Annotated in this window: 15 protein-coding genes; 12 read left to right on the top strand and 3 right to left on the bottom strand. The window is 45.8% G+C overall.

The window, feature by feature from the left end; all coding sequences use genetic code 11:
* Positions 1 to 21: 21 nt before the first annotated feature.
* Complete coding sequence (locus tag FEM33_RS20765; protein WP_139013904.1) at positions 22 to 588, bottom strand: hypothetical protein; 567 nt, start codon at positions 586 to 588, stop codon at positions 22 to 24.
* Between the two features lie 126 nt (positions 589 to 714).
* A complete protein-coding gene (locus tag FEM33_RS20760) occupies positions 715 to 1479 on the bottom strand; it encodes a 3-keto-disaccharide hydrolase (protein ID WP_139013903.1) in 765 nt (254 codons plus the stop codon).
* Positions 1480 to 1704: 225 nt separating this feature from the next.
* Between FEM33_RS20760 and FEM33_RS20755 the strand changes: the two genes are divergently transcribed.
* The 3 genes from FEM33_RS20755 (at position 1705) to FEM33_RS20745 (ending at position 8213) form a co-directional block, all read left to right on the top strand.
* Positions 1705 to 3510, top strand: coding sequence for a 3-keto-alpha-glucoside-1,2-lyase-like domain-containing protein (locus tag FEM33_RS20755; protein ID WP_139014099.1), 1806 nt, complete (start codon positions 1705 to 1707; stop codon positions 3508 to 3510).
* A gap of 28 nt (positions 3511 to 3538) precedes the next feature.
* Positions 3539 to 5479, top strand: a complete 1941-nt coding sequence (locus FEM33_RS20750) for a c-type cytochrome (protein ID WP_139013902.1) — start codon at positions 3539 to 3541, stop codon at positions 5477 to 5479.
* A gap of 244 nt (positions 5480 to 5723) precedes the next feature.
* On the top strand, positions 5724 to 8213 hold the full coding sequence (locus FEM33_RS20745; protein ID WP_229214357.1) for a hybrid sensor histidine kinase/response regulator: 2490 nt from the start codon (positions 5724 to 5726) through the stop codon (positions 8211 to 8213).
* On the opposite strand, the gene FEM33_RS20740 is transcribed toward FEM33_RS20745, so the two are convergent.
* Positions 8201 to 9568, bottom strand: coding sequence for a sigma-54-dependent transcriptional regulator (locus tag FEM33_RS20740; protein WP_139013900.1), 1368 nt, complete (start codon positions 9566 to 9568; stop codon positions 8201 to 8203). The genes FEM33_RS20745 and FEM33_RS20740 overlap by 13 nt on opposite strands.
* A gap of 640 nt (positions 9569 to 10208) precedes the next feature.
* Here FEM33_RS20740 and FEM33_RS20735 point away from each other — a divergent pair.
* The 9 genes from FEM33_RS20735 (at position 10209) to FEM33_RS20695 (ending at position 18116) form a co-directional block, all read left to right on the top strand.
* Positions 10209 to 10937, top strand: coding sequence for a ferritin-like domain-containing protein (locus tag FEM33_RS20735; RefSeq protein WP_139013899.1), 729 nt, complete (start codon positions 10209 to 10211; stop codon positions 10935 to 10937).
* Positions 10938 to 10965: 28 nt separating this feature from the next.
* Complete coding sequence (locus FEM33_RS20730; protein ID WP_139013898.1) at positions 10966 to 11757, top strand: ferritin-like domain-containing protein; 792 nt, start codon at positions 10966 to 10968, stop codon at positions 11755 to 11757.
* Positions 11758 to 11973: 216 nt separating this feature from the next.
* Positions 11974 to 13206 carry a sulfite oxidase gene (locus tag FEM33_RS20725; RefSeq protein ID WP_139013897.1) on the top strand — a complete coding sequence of 411 codons (1233 nt, stop codon included), beginning with the start codon at positions 11974 to 11976 and terminating at the stop codon, positions 13204 to 13206.
* A gap of 39 nt (positions 13207 to 13245) precedes the next feature.
* A complete protein-coding gene (locus FEM33_RS20720; protein WP_229214334.1) occupies positions 13246 to 13650 on the top strand; it encodes a hypothetical protein in 405 nt (134 codons plus the stop codon).
* Positions 13651 to 13696: 46 nt separating this feature from the next.
* Entirely contained in the window at positions 13697 to 14269 is a 573-nt protein-coding gene (locus FEM33_RS20715; protein ID WP_229214333.1) for a thermonuclease family protein, read from the top strand.
* A 12-nt stretch (positions 14270 to 14281) separates the two neighbouring features.
* Complete coding sequence (locus FEM33_RS20710) at positions 14282 to 14878, top strand: hypothetical protein (protein ID WP_139013896.1); 597 nt, start codon at positions 14282 to 14284, stop codon at positions 14876 to 14878.
* A 105-nt stretch (positions 14879 to 14983) separates the two neighbouring features.
* Positions 14984 to 16126: a hypothetical protein gene (locus FEM33_RS20705; RefSeq protein ID WP_139013895.1), complete on the top strand. Its 1143-nt coding sequence runs from the start codon at positions 14984 to 14986 to the stop codon at positions 16124 to 16126.
* Between the two features lie 56 nt (positions 16127 to 16182).
* Positions 16183 to 17574, top strand: a complete 1392-nt coding sequence (locus FEM33_RS20700) for a hypothetical protein (protein WP_139013894.1) — start codon at positions 16183 to 16185, stop codon at positions 17572 to 17574.
* Positions 17575 to 17606: 32 nt separating this feature from the next.
* Positions 17607 to 18116, top strand: coding sequence for a GNAT family N-acetyltransferase (locus tag FEM33_RS20695; RefSeq protein WP_139013893.1), 510 nt, complete (start codon positions 17607 to 17609; stop codon positions 18114 to 18116).

Below are 18116 nucleotides of genomic sequence, written 5' to 3'. Positions count from 1 at the left end.
AACAATTGTATACGCTTTTCTCTACTCTAACCTTCTTATCATCAATTTTTTAACTAATTCATAGAATGGCTCCGGCTGCAAAGTGCGCCAGTTCGCGATCTGGAGTGTGCCTCCGAAATTGATATAGTAATCCAGCCTGAAACGCTTCCATTGTTCCTCCACATGTTCCCTGAAGTTGACCGCCGCGATCCAGCCGTCTTCAATATCGTCAAACCATTCTGCGTAATAATCGTCATCGCCGCCATGAAAGTCCAGCACATTTTCACCCAGAAGAATAAACTGGTTGATTCCTTCTTCAATCAGCATATCCGCAACCTGGCGCTTGAAAAACATGATATCGTTATGCAGCGCATCATTCCATTCCCCAAACATTTCGATAATGGCAAAATGCTTGTTATAATCGGCATAAATGATTTTTACATAAAGCGTTTCCGATCCGATTTCATCCCATAAAGGATGTATGTAATAACCGTATATCGCATTTTCGTAGTAATCTAAGTTGTAAGTTCTCCCGTAAAAAGGTGAACGTTCGTCGTGACTGGCAACGTAATGTTTTTCCCAGTTGTAATAGGGTTCTATTTCCTGCATGACCACAATTCCTTTCGAACGAATAAATAATTAATTTCTAAAGTATTGAAAAAAGAAAAGGCTTAAACGATTTTTTCAAACCGTTTAAGCCTCTAAAATATTGTACCCGTACCGAAATACGGTGTCTTACAATTCTCTGATCCAGATATTTCTGAAACTCGTTGTATTGTTGTGATCCTGCAGTTTGATCGGGCCGCGGCCATGCGGTTCAATCGTAGGCTGTCCTACGTAAGGCGTTGTTCCCTGGATCATCGTATGGTTCTGAACCAGTACGCCGTTATGGATTACCGTAATGTAAGGCGGGATCGTCATTTGGCCGTCTTTGTTGAAATGCGGTGCAGTATAAACCACATCGTAAGTCTGCCATTCGCCCGGGCCTACGGATGCATTTACGAGCGGCATGGTTTGTTTGTAGATAGAACCGGCCTGTCCGTTGGAGTAAGTCGGGTTATTGTAGCTGTCCAGCACCTGAAGTTCGTAAACACCCTGCATGAATATACCGCTGTTTCCTCTTCCCTGGCTGCTTCCTTCTACTTTTGCCGGCGTACGCCATTCGATATGCAGCTGATAATCGCCGAAAGTCTGCTTGGTCTGAATGTCGCCGGATTTTGGGGCTACGGTCATAATTCCATCAGCAACAGTCCAGGGCGCAGCCGCTTTTCCGTCTTTTCCGGAAACCCACGCATCCAGATTTTTACCGTCAAACAACACGATTGCATCAGAAGGAGCAGTAAATCCGGAAACTGTAGTAGAATTTTTTCCTGGCGTTACAACACGTGGAACCGGGCTCCACAATTCACTGGATTCCGGCGTTTGCTTGGCAGGTTGCAATTGTGCATGTGCAGCAAATGCCGTTGCAAGGCTGAACGCGGTAAGAATTAATTTTTTCATTTTAACAAAAAACTGTTTAGTCTAATAACTCATTGAAATAACAAAAAATACAACATTAAGCAAAAAGCATTAACAATTGCGATTCTCATCTAATTAAATGCAATTTTCCTAATTCTTCACGTTATTTGCACCGCCCGCCGAATCGGTGCTTAATTCCAAACCAATAAGTTTTTTTCCTGTATGTTTAAACACAATACTTTTTTATGGCGACTGCTTGCCTGTTGCATGGCAGCGCTTGTTACGCAATCCGTTCATGCTCAGCAAACTGTTCCTCTCAACGACCTCAGTGCATTCACTACAAAATCGGACAACTGGAAAATTGTAGGCAATGCAACGGCTGACATTTCCAAAGAAAACGCCATGACAACAACGCCCGGCAAAGGCGTTCTCGCATGTACGCATGAAAAGGGCAAGTATGGCAATCAGTACGAGCTGATCTCCAATTTCAAGCACGGAGATCTGGACATTGAACTGGATTTCATGCTTTCCAAAGGATCGAATTCCGGCATTTACCTGCAGGGAAATTACGAAGTCCAGCTTTTCGACAGCTGGGGCAAAAAAACAGCCAAGTACAACGACTGCGGCGGTATTTACGAACGCTGGAATGATACCAAGCCGGAAGGTGAAAAAGGATACGAAGGCTATGCGCCGCGTTTCAATGTGGCAAAAGCGCCCGGCTTGTGGCAAAACATCAAAATCTCCTATCAGGCACCGCGCTTTGATGCAAACGGCAAGAAAATCTCCAATGCGGTGTTCCTTTCTGTCGTGCTGAACGGCGTAACGATCCATGAAAATGTGGAAGTAAGCGGCCCTACGCGCGGTTCACTGACGGCCGAAGACGTTCCAATGGGTCCGCTCCGTTTTCAGGGTGACCACGGTTCGCTGGCGATCAAAAATATTGTGATCAATAATTTTGATAAAAAGCCCGGAACGTTGTCCGATCTGAGCTACAAAACGTATTACGGAAATATCCTGGAAACAGACGACCTTGGCAAACTGACTCCTGCCGAAACGGGCAAAACAGAAGTGCTGACCTGGGAAATCCTGAAAGAGAACAACAATTACTCTTACGTGTACACGGGCACATACACTGCACCGACTGCCGGAGAATATAATTTCAGATTACAGGCGCCGGGTAATTCCTATTTAAGAGTTGACGGCAAGTATGTTATTGATGCACAATGGAAAGCTGACAACGAATTCCGCGAAGCAAAGACAAACCTTACTGCCGGCGATCACAAAATCGAGATTTTCAATAACAAAAGAGACGGCTGGCTGCGTCCTGCGCTGGGTCTGTGGATCAGCGGCCCGGGATTCAGGGAAGTTGCGCATCATGCCAAAAGCTCTGCCATGTCCGGAAGAATTAACGATCCGATTCTGATCTCAGCCGGAACCAATACGGTTACGCGCAGTTTCATGGATTTCAAAAAGGACGAAAAGGCGAAAAGACAACGTGTAGTGCATGCAGTTTCGGTGGGAAGCCCGGCCAACCTGCATTATACTTACGATATGGACAAAGGAAACGTACTGCAGGTTTGGCGCGGCGAGTTTCTGGATGCAACCCCGATGTGGCACGATCGCGGCGACGGTTCTTCCCGCCCGCGCGGAAGCGTTACGCTTTTGAACGATGATATGCTGCTTGGCAAAACCAAAGGAAACTCCAAATGGCAATCCGATACAACCGGCAGCCGCTACCGCCCGAAAGGCTATGTACTCGATGAAACAGACGTTCCGACGTTCCAGTATCAGGCATTTGGCTCCACGGTAACAGATTATATTTCGGTTGTGAATAATCAGTATCTTGAACGGATTGTAAAAGTAAATAACCCTGTAACGGACCTGGTTGCAAGACTTGCCGACGGATCGCTTATTGAAAAAGTAGCGGACGGACTTTATGCCGTAGACAACAAATCCTACTATATTCAGCTGGCCGACAAAACGGTGAAGCCTGAAATAAGAAGCGCAAACGGTCAGCAGGAGCTGCTTGTTCCGGTACGCAACGGCGAAGTAAAGTACTCGATCCTATTCTGATTTTAATCTTTTTGATATTCCATTGATAATGAAAAAAATTGCTCACATAGCATTTGCGCTGCTGGCAACTCTTACAATGCTTAAAGCGCAGGAGTCACCTAAAGAAGAAGACTTCTATAAAATTTTAACGCCGCCGATTCCGGAAGGAATTATCCTTGAAGTCGGCGGACTGACCACCATGCCGAACGGTTCGCTGGCAATTTCAACCAGAAGAGGTGAAGTTTGGATTGTGGACAACCCGACAAGCCGCACGCCTTATTTCCGGAAATTCGCGACCGGATTGCATGAAATTCTGGGTCTTGCCTATAAAGAAGGCGCTTTGTACTGCGCGCAGCGCGGCGAACTGACCAAACTGGTGGACAAAAACGGCGACGGCAAAGCGGATGTTTACGAAACGGTATATGCATGGCCGTTGTCCGGACATTATCATGAATATTCATTTGGCCCCAAACTGGCGCCGGACGGAAGTTTCTTTGTAAGCGGCAACGTGGCATTTGGCGATGAGGAATGGTGGAGAGGCGAAAGCCGTGTGCCGGGCCGCGGATGGATTTTTCATATTACCAACGAAGGAAAATACGAGCCGTATGCAACCGGCGTTCGTTCCCCTGCGGGTATCAGCATGCTGAACGGCGAACTTTTTTATACCGACAACCAGGGCGACTGGATGGGAACCGGCGCTATTTTCCAGGTTAAAAAAGGAGGCTTTATGGGCCATCCGGCCGGATTGAGATGGGCCGGTTTGCCGGACTCGCCGGTTAAACTTACCGAAAAGCAGTTTTTTGCAGAACGTGACAACCGTCAGCACAAAGACGATCAGGGACGCGCCATCAAGCCTGAAAACACAGGAAATGAAGCGCCGCAGTTTCTTTATCAGCTGAAAGAAAAATACAATATGGTTCAGTTGCCGGCTGTGTGGCTGCCATATGGCGTTCATGGCGTGTCTACTTCGGAGCTTATTCTGGATGATACAAAGGGTGGCTTCGGACCGTTTACAGGACAGGTTTTTGTTGGCGATCAGGGACAAAGCAACATCATGCGCATTGTTCTGGAAAAAGTAAAAGGTGAATATCAGGGCGCGAGCATCGGTTTCCGCAGCGGATTCCAGTCGGGCGTGCTGCGTATGGCTTTTGACAAGGACGGCTCCATGTTTGTGGGAGAAACAAACCGTGGCTGGGGTTCTGCCGGCGATGCCAATCAGGGTTTGCAGCGTCTGGTCTGGAACGGAAAAATGCCTTTTGAAATGTATACGGTAAAAGCAATGCCGGACGGTTTTGAAGTGGAATTTACAATGCCAGTTGACCGCAAGTCTGCCGAAGATCTTGATTCTTATAAAGTAAGCAGCTACTTGTACAAGCATTACCCGGTGTACGGAAGTCCTCAGATCAATCTGGAAGATGTAAAGGTAAAAGGCGTAAAAGTATCTGACGACAACAAAAGGGTACGGATTGTTCTGGACGGCATGCGTCAGTATTATGTACACAAAATTCAGCTGGACGGCGTACGTGCTGCCACGAACAGCTGGTCGCTTGTGCATCCGGAAGCATATTATACGCTGAACAACATTCCGGACGGTGAAAAGCTGAAAGTTTCGGAACTGAAAACAACAAGATCCGGCAATACGGCTACTGCGGCTGCAACAACTTCTGTGAAAGAACACGTTTCGCCGGACGGCAAAGGCAAAACGACTGCAACTGCGTCGGCTTCAAAAACGCCGACCTGGGATGAAGTAAAACCATTGCTTCAGAAGAATACGTGTCTTGCATGTCATGCCACGGATAAAAAAGTAGTTGGACCGTCTTATACGGACGTTGCAAAACGCAAGTACAGCAATGAAAAAATCATGGATCTGATCTATAATCCGAAGCCGGAAAACTGGCCGGATTTTGCTACGCCAATGCCTCCGATGCCTCAGGTCCCGAAAGAGGAAGCTGCAAAAATCGCATCATGGATTAATTCGCTTGGCAAGTAAAACCGGTTTTTCAACCGGACGAAAAAGTAAAAAAGAACAGAAAAGGAGATGTCCGGAAAGTGGGCATCTCCTTTTCTGTTTTGTGAAAGAGTTGGAAAAGTATTTGCCAAATGCATTATCTTCACCTTGCAAATGCATAGCAATGAATGGATTTACAACTTTCGCCGCTCGAAATGCGTTTATTGATACTGTATAATTCCGGAACGTTATGTCAGCTTTACGCAAACTACATTTTTTGAAATCAGTGACCGGAAAAGTGTTGCTGGGTTTTTTTCTGACTTCACTGGCACTTGGCTTATCCTGGTTTATCAGTAAAAGGACATTTGAGGACATGCTGAACAAAGTTGAGGCTTTGTCCACGCCCAACGATCAGCTGAGGCTGGTTAATCAGATTTTTAAAAACATTCTTCAGCTTGATCATTTGCAGAACGCCCGTACGCTTAAAAATGAAGACCGGGATAAACAGGTTCTGGCACAATCCAAGGAACTGCTGCTACTGCTGGATTCTCTGAGTGCCATGAGCTTTGATACGCCTGCCCAGATTGTACGGATAGATTCCATGAGATCCATTCTTGAGCAGCGTGAAAAGATTTACAGCAAGTATATCAAAGTCAGATCCAAACTGGTCAGCAACAAGGCGCTTTCCGACGAAGTAAAGTCCATTTCCGGATTGATCACCACGCAGCTGAAACCCGAAAGCACTGTTGTTAAAACGGAGAAAAAAACGACGACAACCACCGTTTACACCGAACTGCCGGATACTTCCACTTACAGGGAGGAAAAAAAAGGATTCCTGAACCGCGTTTTCAGCGGGAAAAAGAACAAGAAGAATCAGGTGGCGGAAGCGCCTAAAACGTATCAGAAGCAGGAAATCAATGTGGAAGTAGACACGCTGAAAGTTGCGCAGGAAGACAGCACGATTGAAAAAGTGGGCGAAGCGGTCCATGCGATTGAGAAATCACAGAAAATAAGAACTACCCATTTTGTAGACCGTGAACAAGAACTGGCGATTGCCGGCAATACACTTGTAAGGCAGCTCCTGAAAGTAATGCAGGGTGTGGAAAGTGAAGTGCTCAAAGATTCAAATATACAAACCCGAATTTCCAAAAACCTCGTCGCCAAAAGCATAGACGGACTGGAATGGGTTATGCTCGGATTTTTTCTTCTTACGGCTTTGCTTGCCTATTTGATTTTTACAGATATAGCAAGAAGCAACGAGTACAGGAGCCAGCTGGAAGAAGCCAAAGAGGAAGCGGAATATCACAGCCTGGCCAAACAGCGCTTTCTGTCGAACATGAGCCATGAAATACGGACGCCGCTGCAATCCATTATCGGCTACACGGAAGCGCTTAAAAACAGCAAAAAGCCTCAACGGCAGGATCTGGAAATACTGCATTCGGCATCGGAACATTTGCTTTACCTTGTTAATGAAGTACTGGATTACAGCCGCATTATTTCAGACCGGTTTACTTTTGAAGAACGGACTTTTGCCATTACGCCGTTCCTGAACGAAGTAATCCAGATGCTGCGTCCGACTGCTGTTTCGAAAGGACTGACATTAAAACTGGAAAATAATCTGCCGCCACAGCTGTATCTCAGCGGCGACCCTTTCCGACTCAGACAGATTCTATACAATCTGCTCAATAATGCCATTAAATTCACCAACAGCGGCGATGTAACTTTAAGAGTAAACGGCTTTGAATCGGAAAAGGAATACAGCATTGAATATCAGATTTCGGATACCGGAATCGGATTGTCGGAGGAACAGCTGCAGCGTGTTTTCAACCAGTTTGAACAGGCCGATCCTTCCATTTCACGCAAATACGGCGGAACCGGGCTAGGACTGAGCATTGTAAAAGCGCTTGTTGAAGGAATGAACGGCAGCATCAAAGTAAAAAGCACGCCAAATAAAGGCACTACTTTTTTTGTAACCACCCTCATTAAAAAAGCTGAAACAACCGAAATCGCACCGGACGAATCGGACCAAAAAGAGTATCAGGTTACCGGAAAAGTCTGGCTGGTGGATGACGATGCTTTTATTCTGAAATGGTGTTCATCGGTTCTGGAAATGAACGGTATTCCGCATACTTCGTTTTCCTCTGCCGAAGAAGTACTGAGCAGGCCGTGGGATAATCAGGTTAAATTTGTCCTGACGGACATGCGTATGTCGGGCATGAACGGTGCAGAACTGTGCAAACGTCTTCGCAGGAATGCAGCCCCTGACGTAAAATTCTTTGTACTGACTGCGCAGGCGATGCCGGAAGAAAGACAGGATCTTCTGAACATGGGATTTGACGGATTTCTGATGAAGCCTTTCCATTCCAACGAACTGCTGGAACTGCTGGAATTATTTTCAGAGACACCGCAGAAGCAGGAAAACATGAACGCGCATGATTTTGATCTCAGCACATTGAACGAAATGACCTTTGGCGATGAAGCCCTGCTGCGCGAAATCCTGCATCAGTTTGTTATGGACTGCCGCAAAGATGTTGATTCCCTTTTTCTGCTGATTGACGACGGCGACTTTGAAAAAGTACCTGAACTCATTCACAGAATGGCAGGAAGAACGGGTCAGATCGGCGCTAAGGAACTTTCAGCTCAGTTCAGAAATCTGGAAGTTGCATTGAGAGAAGATGCCGCGCAGGTATCTGCGGAAGAAATCACGCAGGTACTGGAATATGCCGAATCCATTATTGAGCAAGTGGAGGAAATAGCTCCGGCTCACTCAATATGATATTTTTCAATTTTGTAGTAAAGCGTTTTTCTGTCAATATTAAGCAGTTTTGCAGCTTTGCTCTTGTTATAGCGCACTTCCTGCAGTACTTTCTCGATCATTTCCTTTTCATGCGATTCCTGAATGGCTTTCAGGTCGGAACCGGCTGGCTTCTGCGGATCTTCCATGGCCGTGATCATTTCTGCCGGCAAGGCGCTCAATGTGGCAACTTCTTCTTTTGAAAGCAGCACGAGCCGCTTGATGACATTGTTCAGCTCGCGCAGGTTTCCCGGCCAGTCGTATTTGCGGAAAACATCCATTACTTCTTTGGAAAGTTCACGGACATTTCTTTCCAGCTCCTGATTGGCTTTATCTACAAAATACTGGACAAATATTTCAAGGTCTTCACCACGTTTGCGTAGCGGCGGCACTTCAATCTTGAATTCATTCAGACGGTGATAAAGATCTTCCCTGAAATCGCCTTTTGCAGCACTGGTCATCAGATCTTCATTGGTGGCTGCGATCAGCCGGACATCTACCCTGACAGGCTGCGTACTGCCGATCGGCACAATGATTCTTTCCTGCAGTGCCCTGAGCAGCTTGATCTGAACGTCATAGCCCAGATTTCCGATTTCATCCAGGAACAGAGTTCCGCCGTCTGCTGCTTCAAACTGACCGATCTTATCTTGTAAAGCGCCGGTAAAAGCGCCTTTTTTATGCCCGAAAAGCTCACTTGCTGCGAGTTCTTTGGATAATGAGCCGCAATCAATGGCTACAAACGGCCCGCTGCTCCGCTTGCTGAGCCGGTGAATGGATTTGGCAACGTGTTCTTTTCCGGTTCCGCTTTCGCCCTGTATGATTACGGACATATCCGTTGGAGATACCAGCCGCACGTACTCGTATAGTTGTTTGGAAATTTTGCTCTTCCCTTCAATGAAGTCAAGCGACGGCTTTTCCGCTTTTACATTTGCCTTGGACCTTGGCACTGCCGTAACCGTAATATCGCCTTTGCTGAGGGCCTCCCGCAGAACCATAAGGAGCTCTTCCGGATTGACAGGCTTTGTAATGTAGTCAAATGCGCCGATCTGCATGGCCGTAACTGCGGTGCGGACGTCATGAAAACTGGTCATAATGAATGCAGCTGTACGATTGCCTTCACTTCTCAGCGTTTTGAGAAAATCAATGGAGTTTCCGTCGGGCAGACGATAATCCAGCATCAGCACATCGTAAGATACCTGTTTTTCGCCGCTTCCCAGCGCTTCTCTGGCTTCTCTGATACTTGAACAAACCTGAACCTGATGACCGTGCTTGCCAAGAAAGTTGCTGAGCAGTTTTGAGAATGTGGTGTCGTCTTCTACAAGTAGCAGGTTAGCCATGGGTTATTCAATTATCAAAAATAAATACTAGTTAACGAGAAGGCAAAGTGTAAAATTATAAAAACAAATATCAAAATGCCGGACAAATATCCTGCTTTTCCTGATAAACCCTATAAAATGCGTCTATATGAAGGATAATCAACTTTTTGATCCGGGCCATTAACATTTATTACAAAAGTTATGCATGATTATTCCTGCTGCCGATTACAATCATCATTAAATGTGCATAGGTAAAGCAGATGCCCGTACGATGTTTTCCGAAGCAGAAGGTTCTGAACAACAGGAGTGTATTTTACACCCAAAAATTATTTAGATATTTTTTTTGTATTGCAAGTTATTCTCATATATTTGCCTTAGAAGTTATTTGAAAATAACAGTAGTAATAAAACTACGCTTCACGAGATCATAACGCTATACATACATATATAGTAAGTACCTGCGCCACTATTTGCTCAACGTTATTATCCATTAGTCTGAAAGCATCAGGAGTCTAGCAATAGACTCTTTTTGTTTTTTAAGGGTTCCGGCAAAAACCAATTGCATTTTTATAAAAAAACATTTGATCTAAAGCAGTTTTCGCGGCGTAAGTATTTCAAAAGTCTTTCGACGGACGAAAGGAATCTAACAACCTTTAATTGCTATGAACAAAATCATTAAAACCAAAAGCAACTCCGAAAATAAGGAAGAAGAAATTACGTCAGTAGTAAACAGGCGGTTATTTCTGCGTTCTGCCGGATTGGCAACTTCGCTGGGTACGATCGTAATCAGCGCATGTACTACAGACGATCATGATCCGGATCCGCAGATTCCGGGAACAGGTGACACGGTTGAGCTGGGCTCGGGAGATGTAGGTGTTTTAAATTATGCATACGCACTGGAACAGCTGGAAGCTGCATTTTATACACAGGTAATTGCTACGCCATACGCCGGTATGACGGATGCCGAAAGAACAATCCTTACCGATATCCGCGACCACGAAATTATTCACCGCGATTTCTTTAAAGCTGCATTGGGCAACGGTGCCATCAAAGGGCTGACGCCGAATTTCTCGGCCATTGATTTCAACAGCAGAACGGCTGTTCTGGGCGCTGCGAAACTGTTTGAAGATACGGGCGTTGCCGCTTACAACGGAGCCGGAAAACTGATCAAGAACGGCGATTATTTACTGCTTGCCGGAAAAATCGTTTCCGTAGAAGCACGTCATGCATCCGTGATCCGCGATTTGCTGAACCCGAAATCTGCTGATTTTGCTGGTGACGACATTGTAGACAATAACGGATTTGACAAGGCAGTTGCACCTGCTGACATCCTTACTGCTGTAAAAGGTTACGTAAAAGATACCATTTCAGGAGCCAACGTAGGTAAATAATTCTAAACTTTAATCTGAACGAGAAATAATGGATATTTTCAAAATTATAGATGATTTTCAAAAAATTGACGGAGACGCAGCTGGCCGTCTGGAGTATGCTACCCGCCGTCATTTTATGAACAGGATCGGCAGTAAAATTGCTTCTGCTGCCATTCCGACTGCATTTGCTTCTATTGTAAATAAAGCTTATGCGCAGTCTGCCGCAGCTGTTGACGTGCTTAACTATGCACTTACACTCGAATATCTGGAAGACGAATTCTACAAAGCAGGAAATGCTGCCGCAAACCTGATTCCGGCATCCGACAAAGCAATATTCACTCAAATAGGCAAACACGAAACGCAGCACGTTGCATTTCTTGTAAAAGCCCTTGGAACCAAAGCCATTGCAAAACCTACATTTGATTTCCAGTATGGCGGTGCATTTGGAGATGTATTCACCAATTACAAGACTTTCGTAACCGTTTCCAGCGCACTGGAAGATACCGGCGTACGTGCATACAAAGGACAAGCCGGCGCATTGCTTGCCGATCCGCAGATTCTGGAATACGCCCTTCAGGTGCATTCGGTGGAAGCAAGACACGCAGCTGTTGTACGCAGACTAGGTGCAACGGTACTTGCCAATGCCGCTATGAAAGGTTGGATTACAGGTAATGCAGGCGCAGTTCCGGCCATTTATGCAGGTGAAGACAACATGACGCAAGGCGGTGTAAACCTGAAAGGACTTGCTTCCAAATCGGATGCAGCAGTAACGGAAGCATTTGACGAGCCATTGACGAAAGAAGCGGTTCTTGCTATTGCCGGGCCGTTCATCAAAAAATAACCGATTGTAAATTCTCCATCAGGAACGTTGATTTTGCTTGATAAGTGAAGTAAAATTTTAAATTGAGAGCACACACCATGTGTAGGGAAAAGGAGCTGCCGGAAGGCGGCTTCTTTTTTTATAAATATGGTTTCGAAGTAGCATTGTTAAATGGATAACTAATATGGTTTATGTAAATTTGACCGTTATAGTTTTACAAACTTCCCGAACCCGTTCATGAATTCTGAATTTAACAGAAGAGGTTTTCTGAAAAAAAGCAGCCTTGCTGCACTCACCGCCGCGCTGGGCAGCAATATTGTATTTGCCGGCAAAATGCCCAAAGGTTACATTCCGCTTCTGCTTGATGAAAAAGATGCTTTGAAAGGCAAAAGTCCTGATATGATCGTACAGGGCGATAAACCCTGGAACGTGGAAACGCCTGTTCATTTGCTCGACGACCGCATTACGCCGGTAGAAAAAATGTTTATCCGCAATAACGGGCTCGTACCTGAAAAAATTGATGTAAGCAACTGGACCTTAACCATTGACGGTGAATCTGTAAAAACGAAGAAAACCTATACGCTTGAAGAGTTGAAAAAGCGCTTCAAACACTATACTTATCAGCTTGTACTGGAATGCGGCGGCAACGGCCGTTCCGGGTTTCAGCCGCAGACTTCCGGCAACCAGTGGGGCCAGGGCGCCGTGCATTGTGCAGAATGGACGGGTGTCCGCCTGAAAGACGTGCTTGCAGATGCAGGTTTGAAAGATGATGCCGTTTACATCGGTTATCACGGAAAAGATATTCACCTCAGCCGCGACCCGAAAAAAGAATCGATTTCCAGAGGAGTTCCGATGGCCAAAGCACTGGAAAATGAAACGTTGCTTGCATGGCAGCTGAACGGGAAAGACATTCCCGAATTTCATGGTTATCCGTTAAGACTTGTGATCGGCGGCTGGCCGGCTTCGGTTTCAGGCAAATGGATCAGCGGCATCTCAGTCAGGAATAAAGTACACGACGGTGCTAAAATGGACGGGCACAGTTACAAAACGCCGAAAAGCCCGATTGCTCCGGGTGAAGACGTTCCGCAAACGGACGAATATTTCCGCATTATTGAATCCATGCCGGTAAAATCCCTGATTACTTATCCGAAATCCGGCGCCATCATTGCTTCGGATGCCGAACTTGCATTGCGCGGACATGCGTGGGCCGGCGATCATGCGGTCAAAAAAGTAGAGGTTTCCATTGATTTCGGTACGACCTGGAAAGACTGCAAGCTGGAAGCGCCGGCAAACCGGCTGGCCTGGCAGCACTGGAATACCAAAGTGAAATTTCCGGTAAAAGGCTATTACGAAGTATGGGTACGAGCAACGGACGATAAGGGAAATGCGCAGCCCATGGTTATTCCTGCCTGGAACCCGGGCGGTTATCTGAACAATGCATGCGAAAGGATTGCTGTCAAAGTGAGTTAATGATTTTAAAACTTCCGCATTGCCTGAAGAATAAATAAAATGATAAAAATACTAGTGACGCTGTTTGCCGGATTCAGTCTCGCAACGCAAATATTCAAAGAAAACACCATTGTCCCGAAACCCGAATCTGCCGCAATGGTACGGATGGATACGGTAAAGAAGGATTCGGAAACAGGATTGGTAACGGACAAGAATCTGTATATGGTCAAGGCGCAGTGTACAAGCTGTCATTCTTCCAAACTGATCCTGCAGAACAGGTTTACGCGGGATGGCTGGAAGCAAAAAATACGCTGGATGCAGGCCAATCATAATTTATGGGACCTTGGAGAAACTGAAAAACAGGTTCTGGATTATCTGGAAAAATACTACGCGCCGGAAGCAACCGTAGCCCGCCGCGAACCGCTGAAAAACATCAAGTGGTATAAATTGGAAGAAAAGCGTTGAAAACAATGCTTATATTTATCGCCTCAACAATCCTGAAAAAGTTCGCGTGCATAATTTAAAATTCCCGATTTCACGGCAAATGGCCGTTTATCTGCTTGTCCTGATTTTTACTTTCGGATTAACCTCCTTTAAAAACAGCGCATTAGCCCAAAGTAACAAAAAGCCCATTGAAAGAAGCAGTGATTTGCCCAGTCCGCTGAAAGCCGAGGTAGTCGGTATTCAGGATGGCGATACGATTGAAATGAAGTTTGTATACAACGGCAAAAAAGCGGGTTTCCGGAAGGGAAAAGCCGTTCGTATCCGTTTTTTACATATTAATACACCGGAACGCGGCAGGCCGTATTACAAAGTTGCCAAACAATTTACAAGCGACAGATGCTTTCATAAAATTGTCAGTATTAAACATTCGGGCGAATTTGATAAGTATGGCCGTTTGCTGGGCGAAGTAGTGCTTCCTGATGGCAAAATATTGAATAAAGAACTGGTCAAGAACGGACTTGCTGTTCATTTTAAAAAATATTCCAGCAGTCAGGAATATTCCGACCTTGAAATACAGGCAAAGAAACGAAAGATCGGGATATGGAGCCCGCAAGGACAGGTTTCTGCGGCAGTAAAATAATTCAGTAAAACCATGAGTCTGTCAGCTGCATTTTATCAGGTTTTTTATCAGAACGAGCAATTGTTTCAGGTTGAAGAAGCTTTTGAAACAAAAGAAAAAACCGGAACAATTGTTCAAAATCTGCCTCAGCCGGAACCGCAGCCGGAACACAAACCAGAAGTATTGCCGCCGGCAACACAGGCACCCGCAGCATCATTGCCGGCAACTCCGGCGATTCCTGTAAAACCTGCTGAAAGTTTCCCTGCATTAAAGCATAAAATCCTGATCCTGATCGACGAGCCGAAACGGAAGGAAATGATTGCTTCAGAAGCGATTTTCTTAGACAATATTCTCAAAGCGGTCGGCAATTCGGTTGAAAACTCGGATATTCTCAATTTCAGCTTTCTTCCCGGCCAGGATGCAGGCAAAGTGCTTACAGAAAAACGCACCAATTATTTTCTGACTTTCGGGGTTCCGCTTATCAAACTGAATCTTGATCTGTTGCTGGTGCCTTATACGCCCAAAAACGTGGACGGGATCTGGTTTCTTCTAACCGACCCGCTGGCTGTGATTGAAGCCGACCGCAATCTTAAGAAAAAACTGTGGCAGGCATTGCAGCAAATGTTCTGAACAAGCCACAAAAAGCACCTTAACTTTATTAACTGCCGATTGTCACAATAATGTTGTGAATTTCTCTGTTTTCATGGATAATCGCAGGCTAATCCCTGAAAATATATGGCCAGATGGACTGAATATATTGCTAATTGGTTCCGCCCGAGAGAATCGGACGAAAATGAATATTATGATGACGAACCGGAAGCGGCGCAAATGTCTTCTCCTGCGAATGAAATAATTTCACAAAACAGCTATTCTGAAACAACGGTGAAACCGCAAGCCGGTATTTCGGCCGATACGGAAAAGCGTTATGATTCAGGGATTTCTGATAACAGCAATGCAGAAGTTGCCATTCCGTACTGGATTGAGGACGAAGATGCACTGCGCGATGAAGGCGTATTGTTCGGGCTTTCGGAATCGGATCCGGAAGAAAAAACGGACATTATCCACAGGTATTTTTCCAATCTGACCGCCGGGTGCATTGCTGAAATTGAGCAGCATAACGAACAGATTCAGGAACTGAATCTGTTTATCGGACAAAAAAACAACAGGATTGAAGAACTGAGCGACAAATTGAAAAATCCTCCGGTCCAGTTTGAGCGCGAGCATCAGCTGCCGAGAACGCTGATCGGTATTTCGCTGTGCGTAGCCATGTGCATCGGCAATTTTTTTCTGATCAGAGAATCTTTAAAGCCTGCATTTGCGGATAATTCCTGGATTGCACTCGGTGTGTTTCTGGCCGGAATGTTTAGTTTGTTCGGGCGGATTTCCTTGTTTCACGATGAGGAATCGCGCATAAGCTGGAAATCACTGCTGGAAGAAATCGGTTTGCCTTTCGCCGCCGCCTTGTTTGTGTTTGCCAATGTGATTTCTTATCAGAAATGGTGGCAGGCATTTGCGCTTTTCGTGTTTGTTTTCTTTCTTTTTTTGTTTGCGGGAAAACTGCTTCTCAGCAACATAACCGTCTTGCGGAATGATCTTCAGGCTTGGCTGAAAGTACAAAACGAACGTAAAGACGCCATTGAAAATACTGAGAACTGGGAATCTGAATGCCAGACTTTACAACAGGAAATTGATGAGCTAAGGGTAAAAAAATGGCAGGTTCTGAGAGAACAAAGTGCTGCTGAAACGGAACGCGACCGCCTGTATGCCAAACGGGATATGCTGATCAAACTTTTTGAAAGCGAGTTTTTTCTTGCAAGACGAATGAAAAACGAACTGACCGGAAAGCAGCTGAACATGATCCGGAAAGGCGGAAGTTAGTTTCCTTCCGTACCTCCAAATTCTGACTAATCCTACATCATTTTAAAAACAAGGTCATGAACGAGCAGAATCCAAACCAGAACGGTGATTATCAGCACGGTTATTTCAGCGGTATTGAAGGCATTGACCGGCAGGTTTATGAAGCTTATTTATCCAGCAATGTCAATCATGACTGGGTTATGGAAAGACTTGAGGCAAAAAAAGAAGACCTTGATGCGGTCCGGAATAAATACCAGTCTACAATACAGCAGCATAAAACCGCTTACGACAAGCTTCAGAATGAGACCATGAGTCTGGACAATGTTTCCAGACAAATAAAATACATCCAGAATACGGTTTCCGAAATTGATTTCTTTTCTGAAAAGCTACGGGAAAAACGTGCAGACAATGCGCCTACTTATTCCCTCATTGCCGGGCTGATATTTCTGGCTGCGGGAATATCCTTTATTGCCGGCGACCTCATCATTTCGCATGAAATCGTAGCTTATGCGCTCAATATCCGAAATTCCAATGAAGCGTGGGCCTTTGCCATCGGGCTTGCCATGCTTTCTATCTTGCTGAAGCCTGCTTACGACCGGCTTGTAGAAGAACCGTATCATCAGGACGAATCGCCGAAAGCCAAAACGCGGTATGCACGTTTCAAACTGATTTTGTCGGTTTTTGCAATTGTTACGCTCGTCGTGCTGGGCTGGTTCCGGTATGAAGCGTACAGAACCGACAAACTGAAGGAAGCAATCAACAAATCGGTAAAAAATCTTCAGCTGAACGCCGTGGACCCAATGACCGGCGCTCCGATAAGCAGCCCTGAACTGACCAACAAAATTGAAGCAGCACTGCGCAATTCTGATCAGCTGAACCTTGACCTTGTAAACAGTCCGTGGGCATTGCTTTCCTTTGTACTCAGCGGTGTACTGTTCGCTATTGCAGGCGCCGTTTCGCTCGGCATGGCGCTTCCTATTCTGCAGGGATTCTGGTTCCGCTGGCTTCAGGCCGACCCAAAACTGTGGAGTATGAAACGCAGAAAAAACAAACTTATAAAGCAACTGGAACCTTTGCAGAAAACACAGGCACAGCATCTCATTCAAAAGAACATCCTTGAAAATGAAATTGCCAGCATGCCTGTACTGCAGGAACTGAAACAGGAAGAAACGCGGATTCGGACTGAGATTGACAATCTGGAAGAAGAGCGTAAACTTGCGCTGACAGACAGCCGTATACAATCATTTGGCGACGGCTATGCGCATGGACAGATCAGCCGGGATGTGATGAGCGAAGAAGAATATGATTCCTGGCGCAACAGTCATTTATCCGTTCTGAACCTTGCGCTTCGTGCCCGTTCCAACGCCAGCGCAGACCGGGCCATTCCGCGTACGCGCAGTACGGGAATGCGGCCTCACCAGGCCATCCGCAAAGCAATAACGGATCGTTTTGACGAAAACAACTCATAATAGTTTCTTAAATTGGAGGCTAAATTTAGATTATGATTGAAACCCCTCATTTAAGAATCATTCCCTGCGACGATACATTGTACGATGCAATCCGCATGGGCAACAACATCCTTGCACGCGTAATGGGCGTGAATGTACCCAGGAAATGGACCGAGTTCCGCGATACGTTTACACCGTCGTACGAGCGCTGGAAAGCGCATCCGCCGTTAAGAGAATGGTGGGTATATTTGATCGTGCACAAGCCTGACAACCAGCTTATCGGATCGTGCGGCTATAAAGGCGAGCCGGATTCCAGCGGTATGGTGGAAATAGGTTATGAAATCACGCCTTCGCACCGGTTGAGAGGCCTCGGCACCGAAATCGCACAGGGACTTGTTGATCACGCATTCAGGCAAAGCGGCGTGCATAAGATTATTGCGCATACATTGGCAGAAGAAAATGCGTCCGCCCACATCCTCGAAAAAATCGGATTTGTACAGACCGAAGACGTAAACGATCCCGAAGAAGGACTATTATGGCGTTGGGAACTGGCGCGTAAATAA

Source organism: Dyadobacter flavalbus, assembly GCF_006149045.1.
In the GTDB taxonomy this organism is placed as follows: Bacteria; Bacteroidota; Bacteroidia; order Cytophagales; family Spirosomataceae; genus Dyadobacter; species Dyadobacter flavalbus.
Note: the sequence above shows the minus strand (reverse complement) of the source record. Positions and strands in the feature narration are given on the sequence as shown.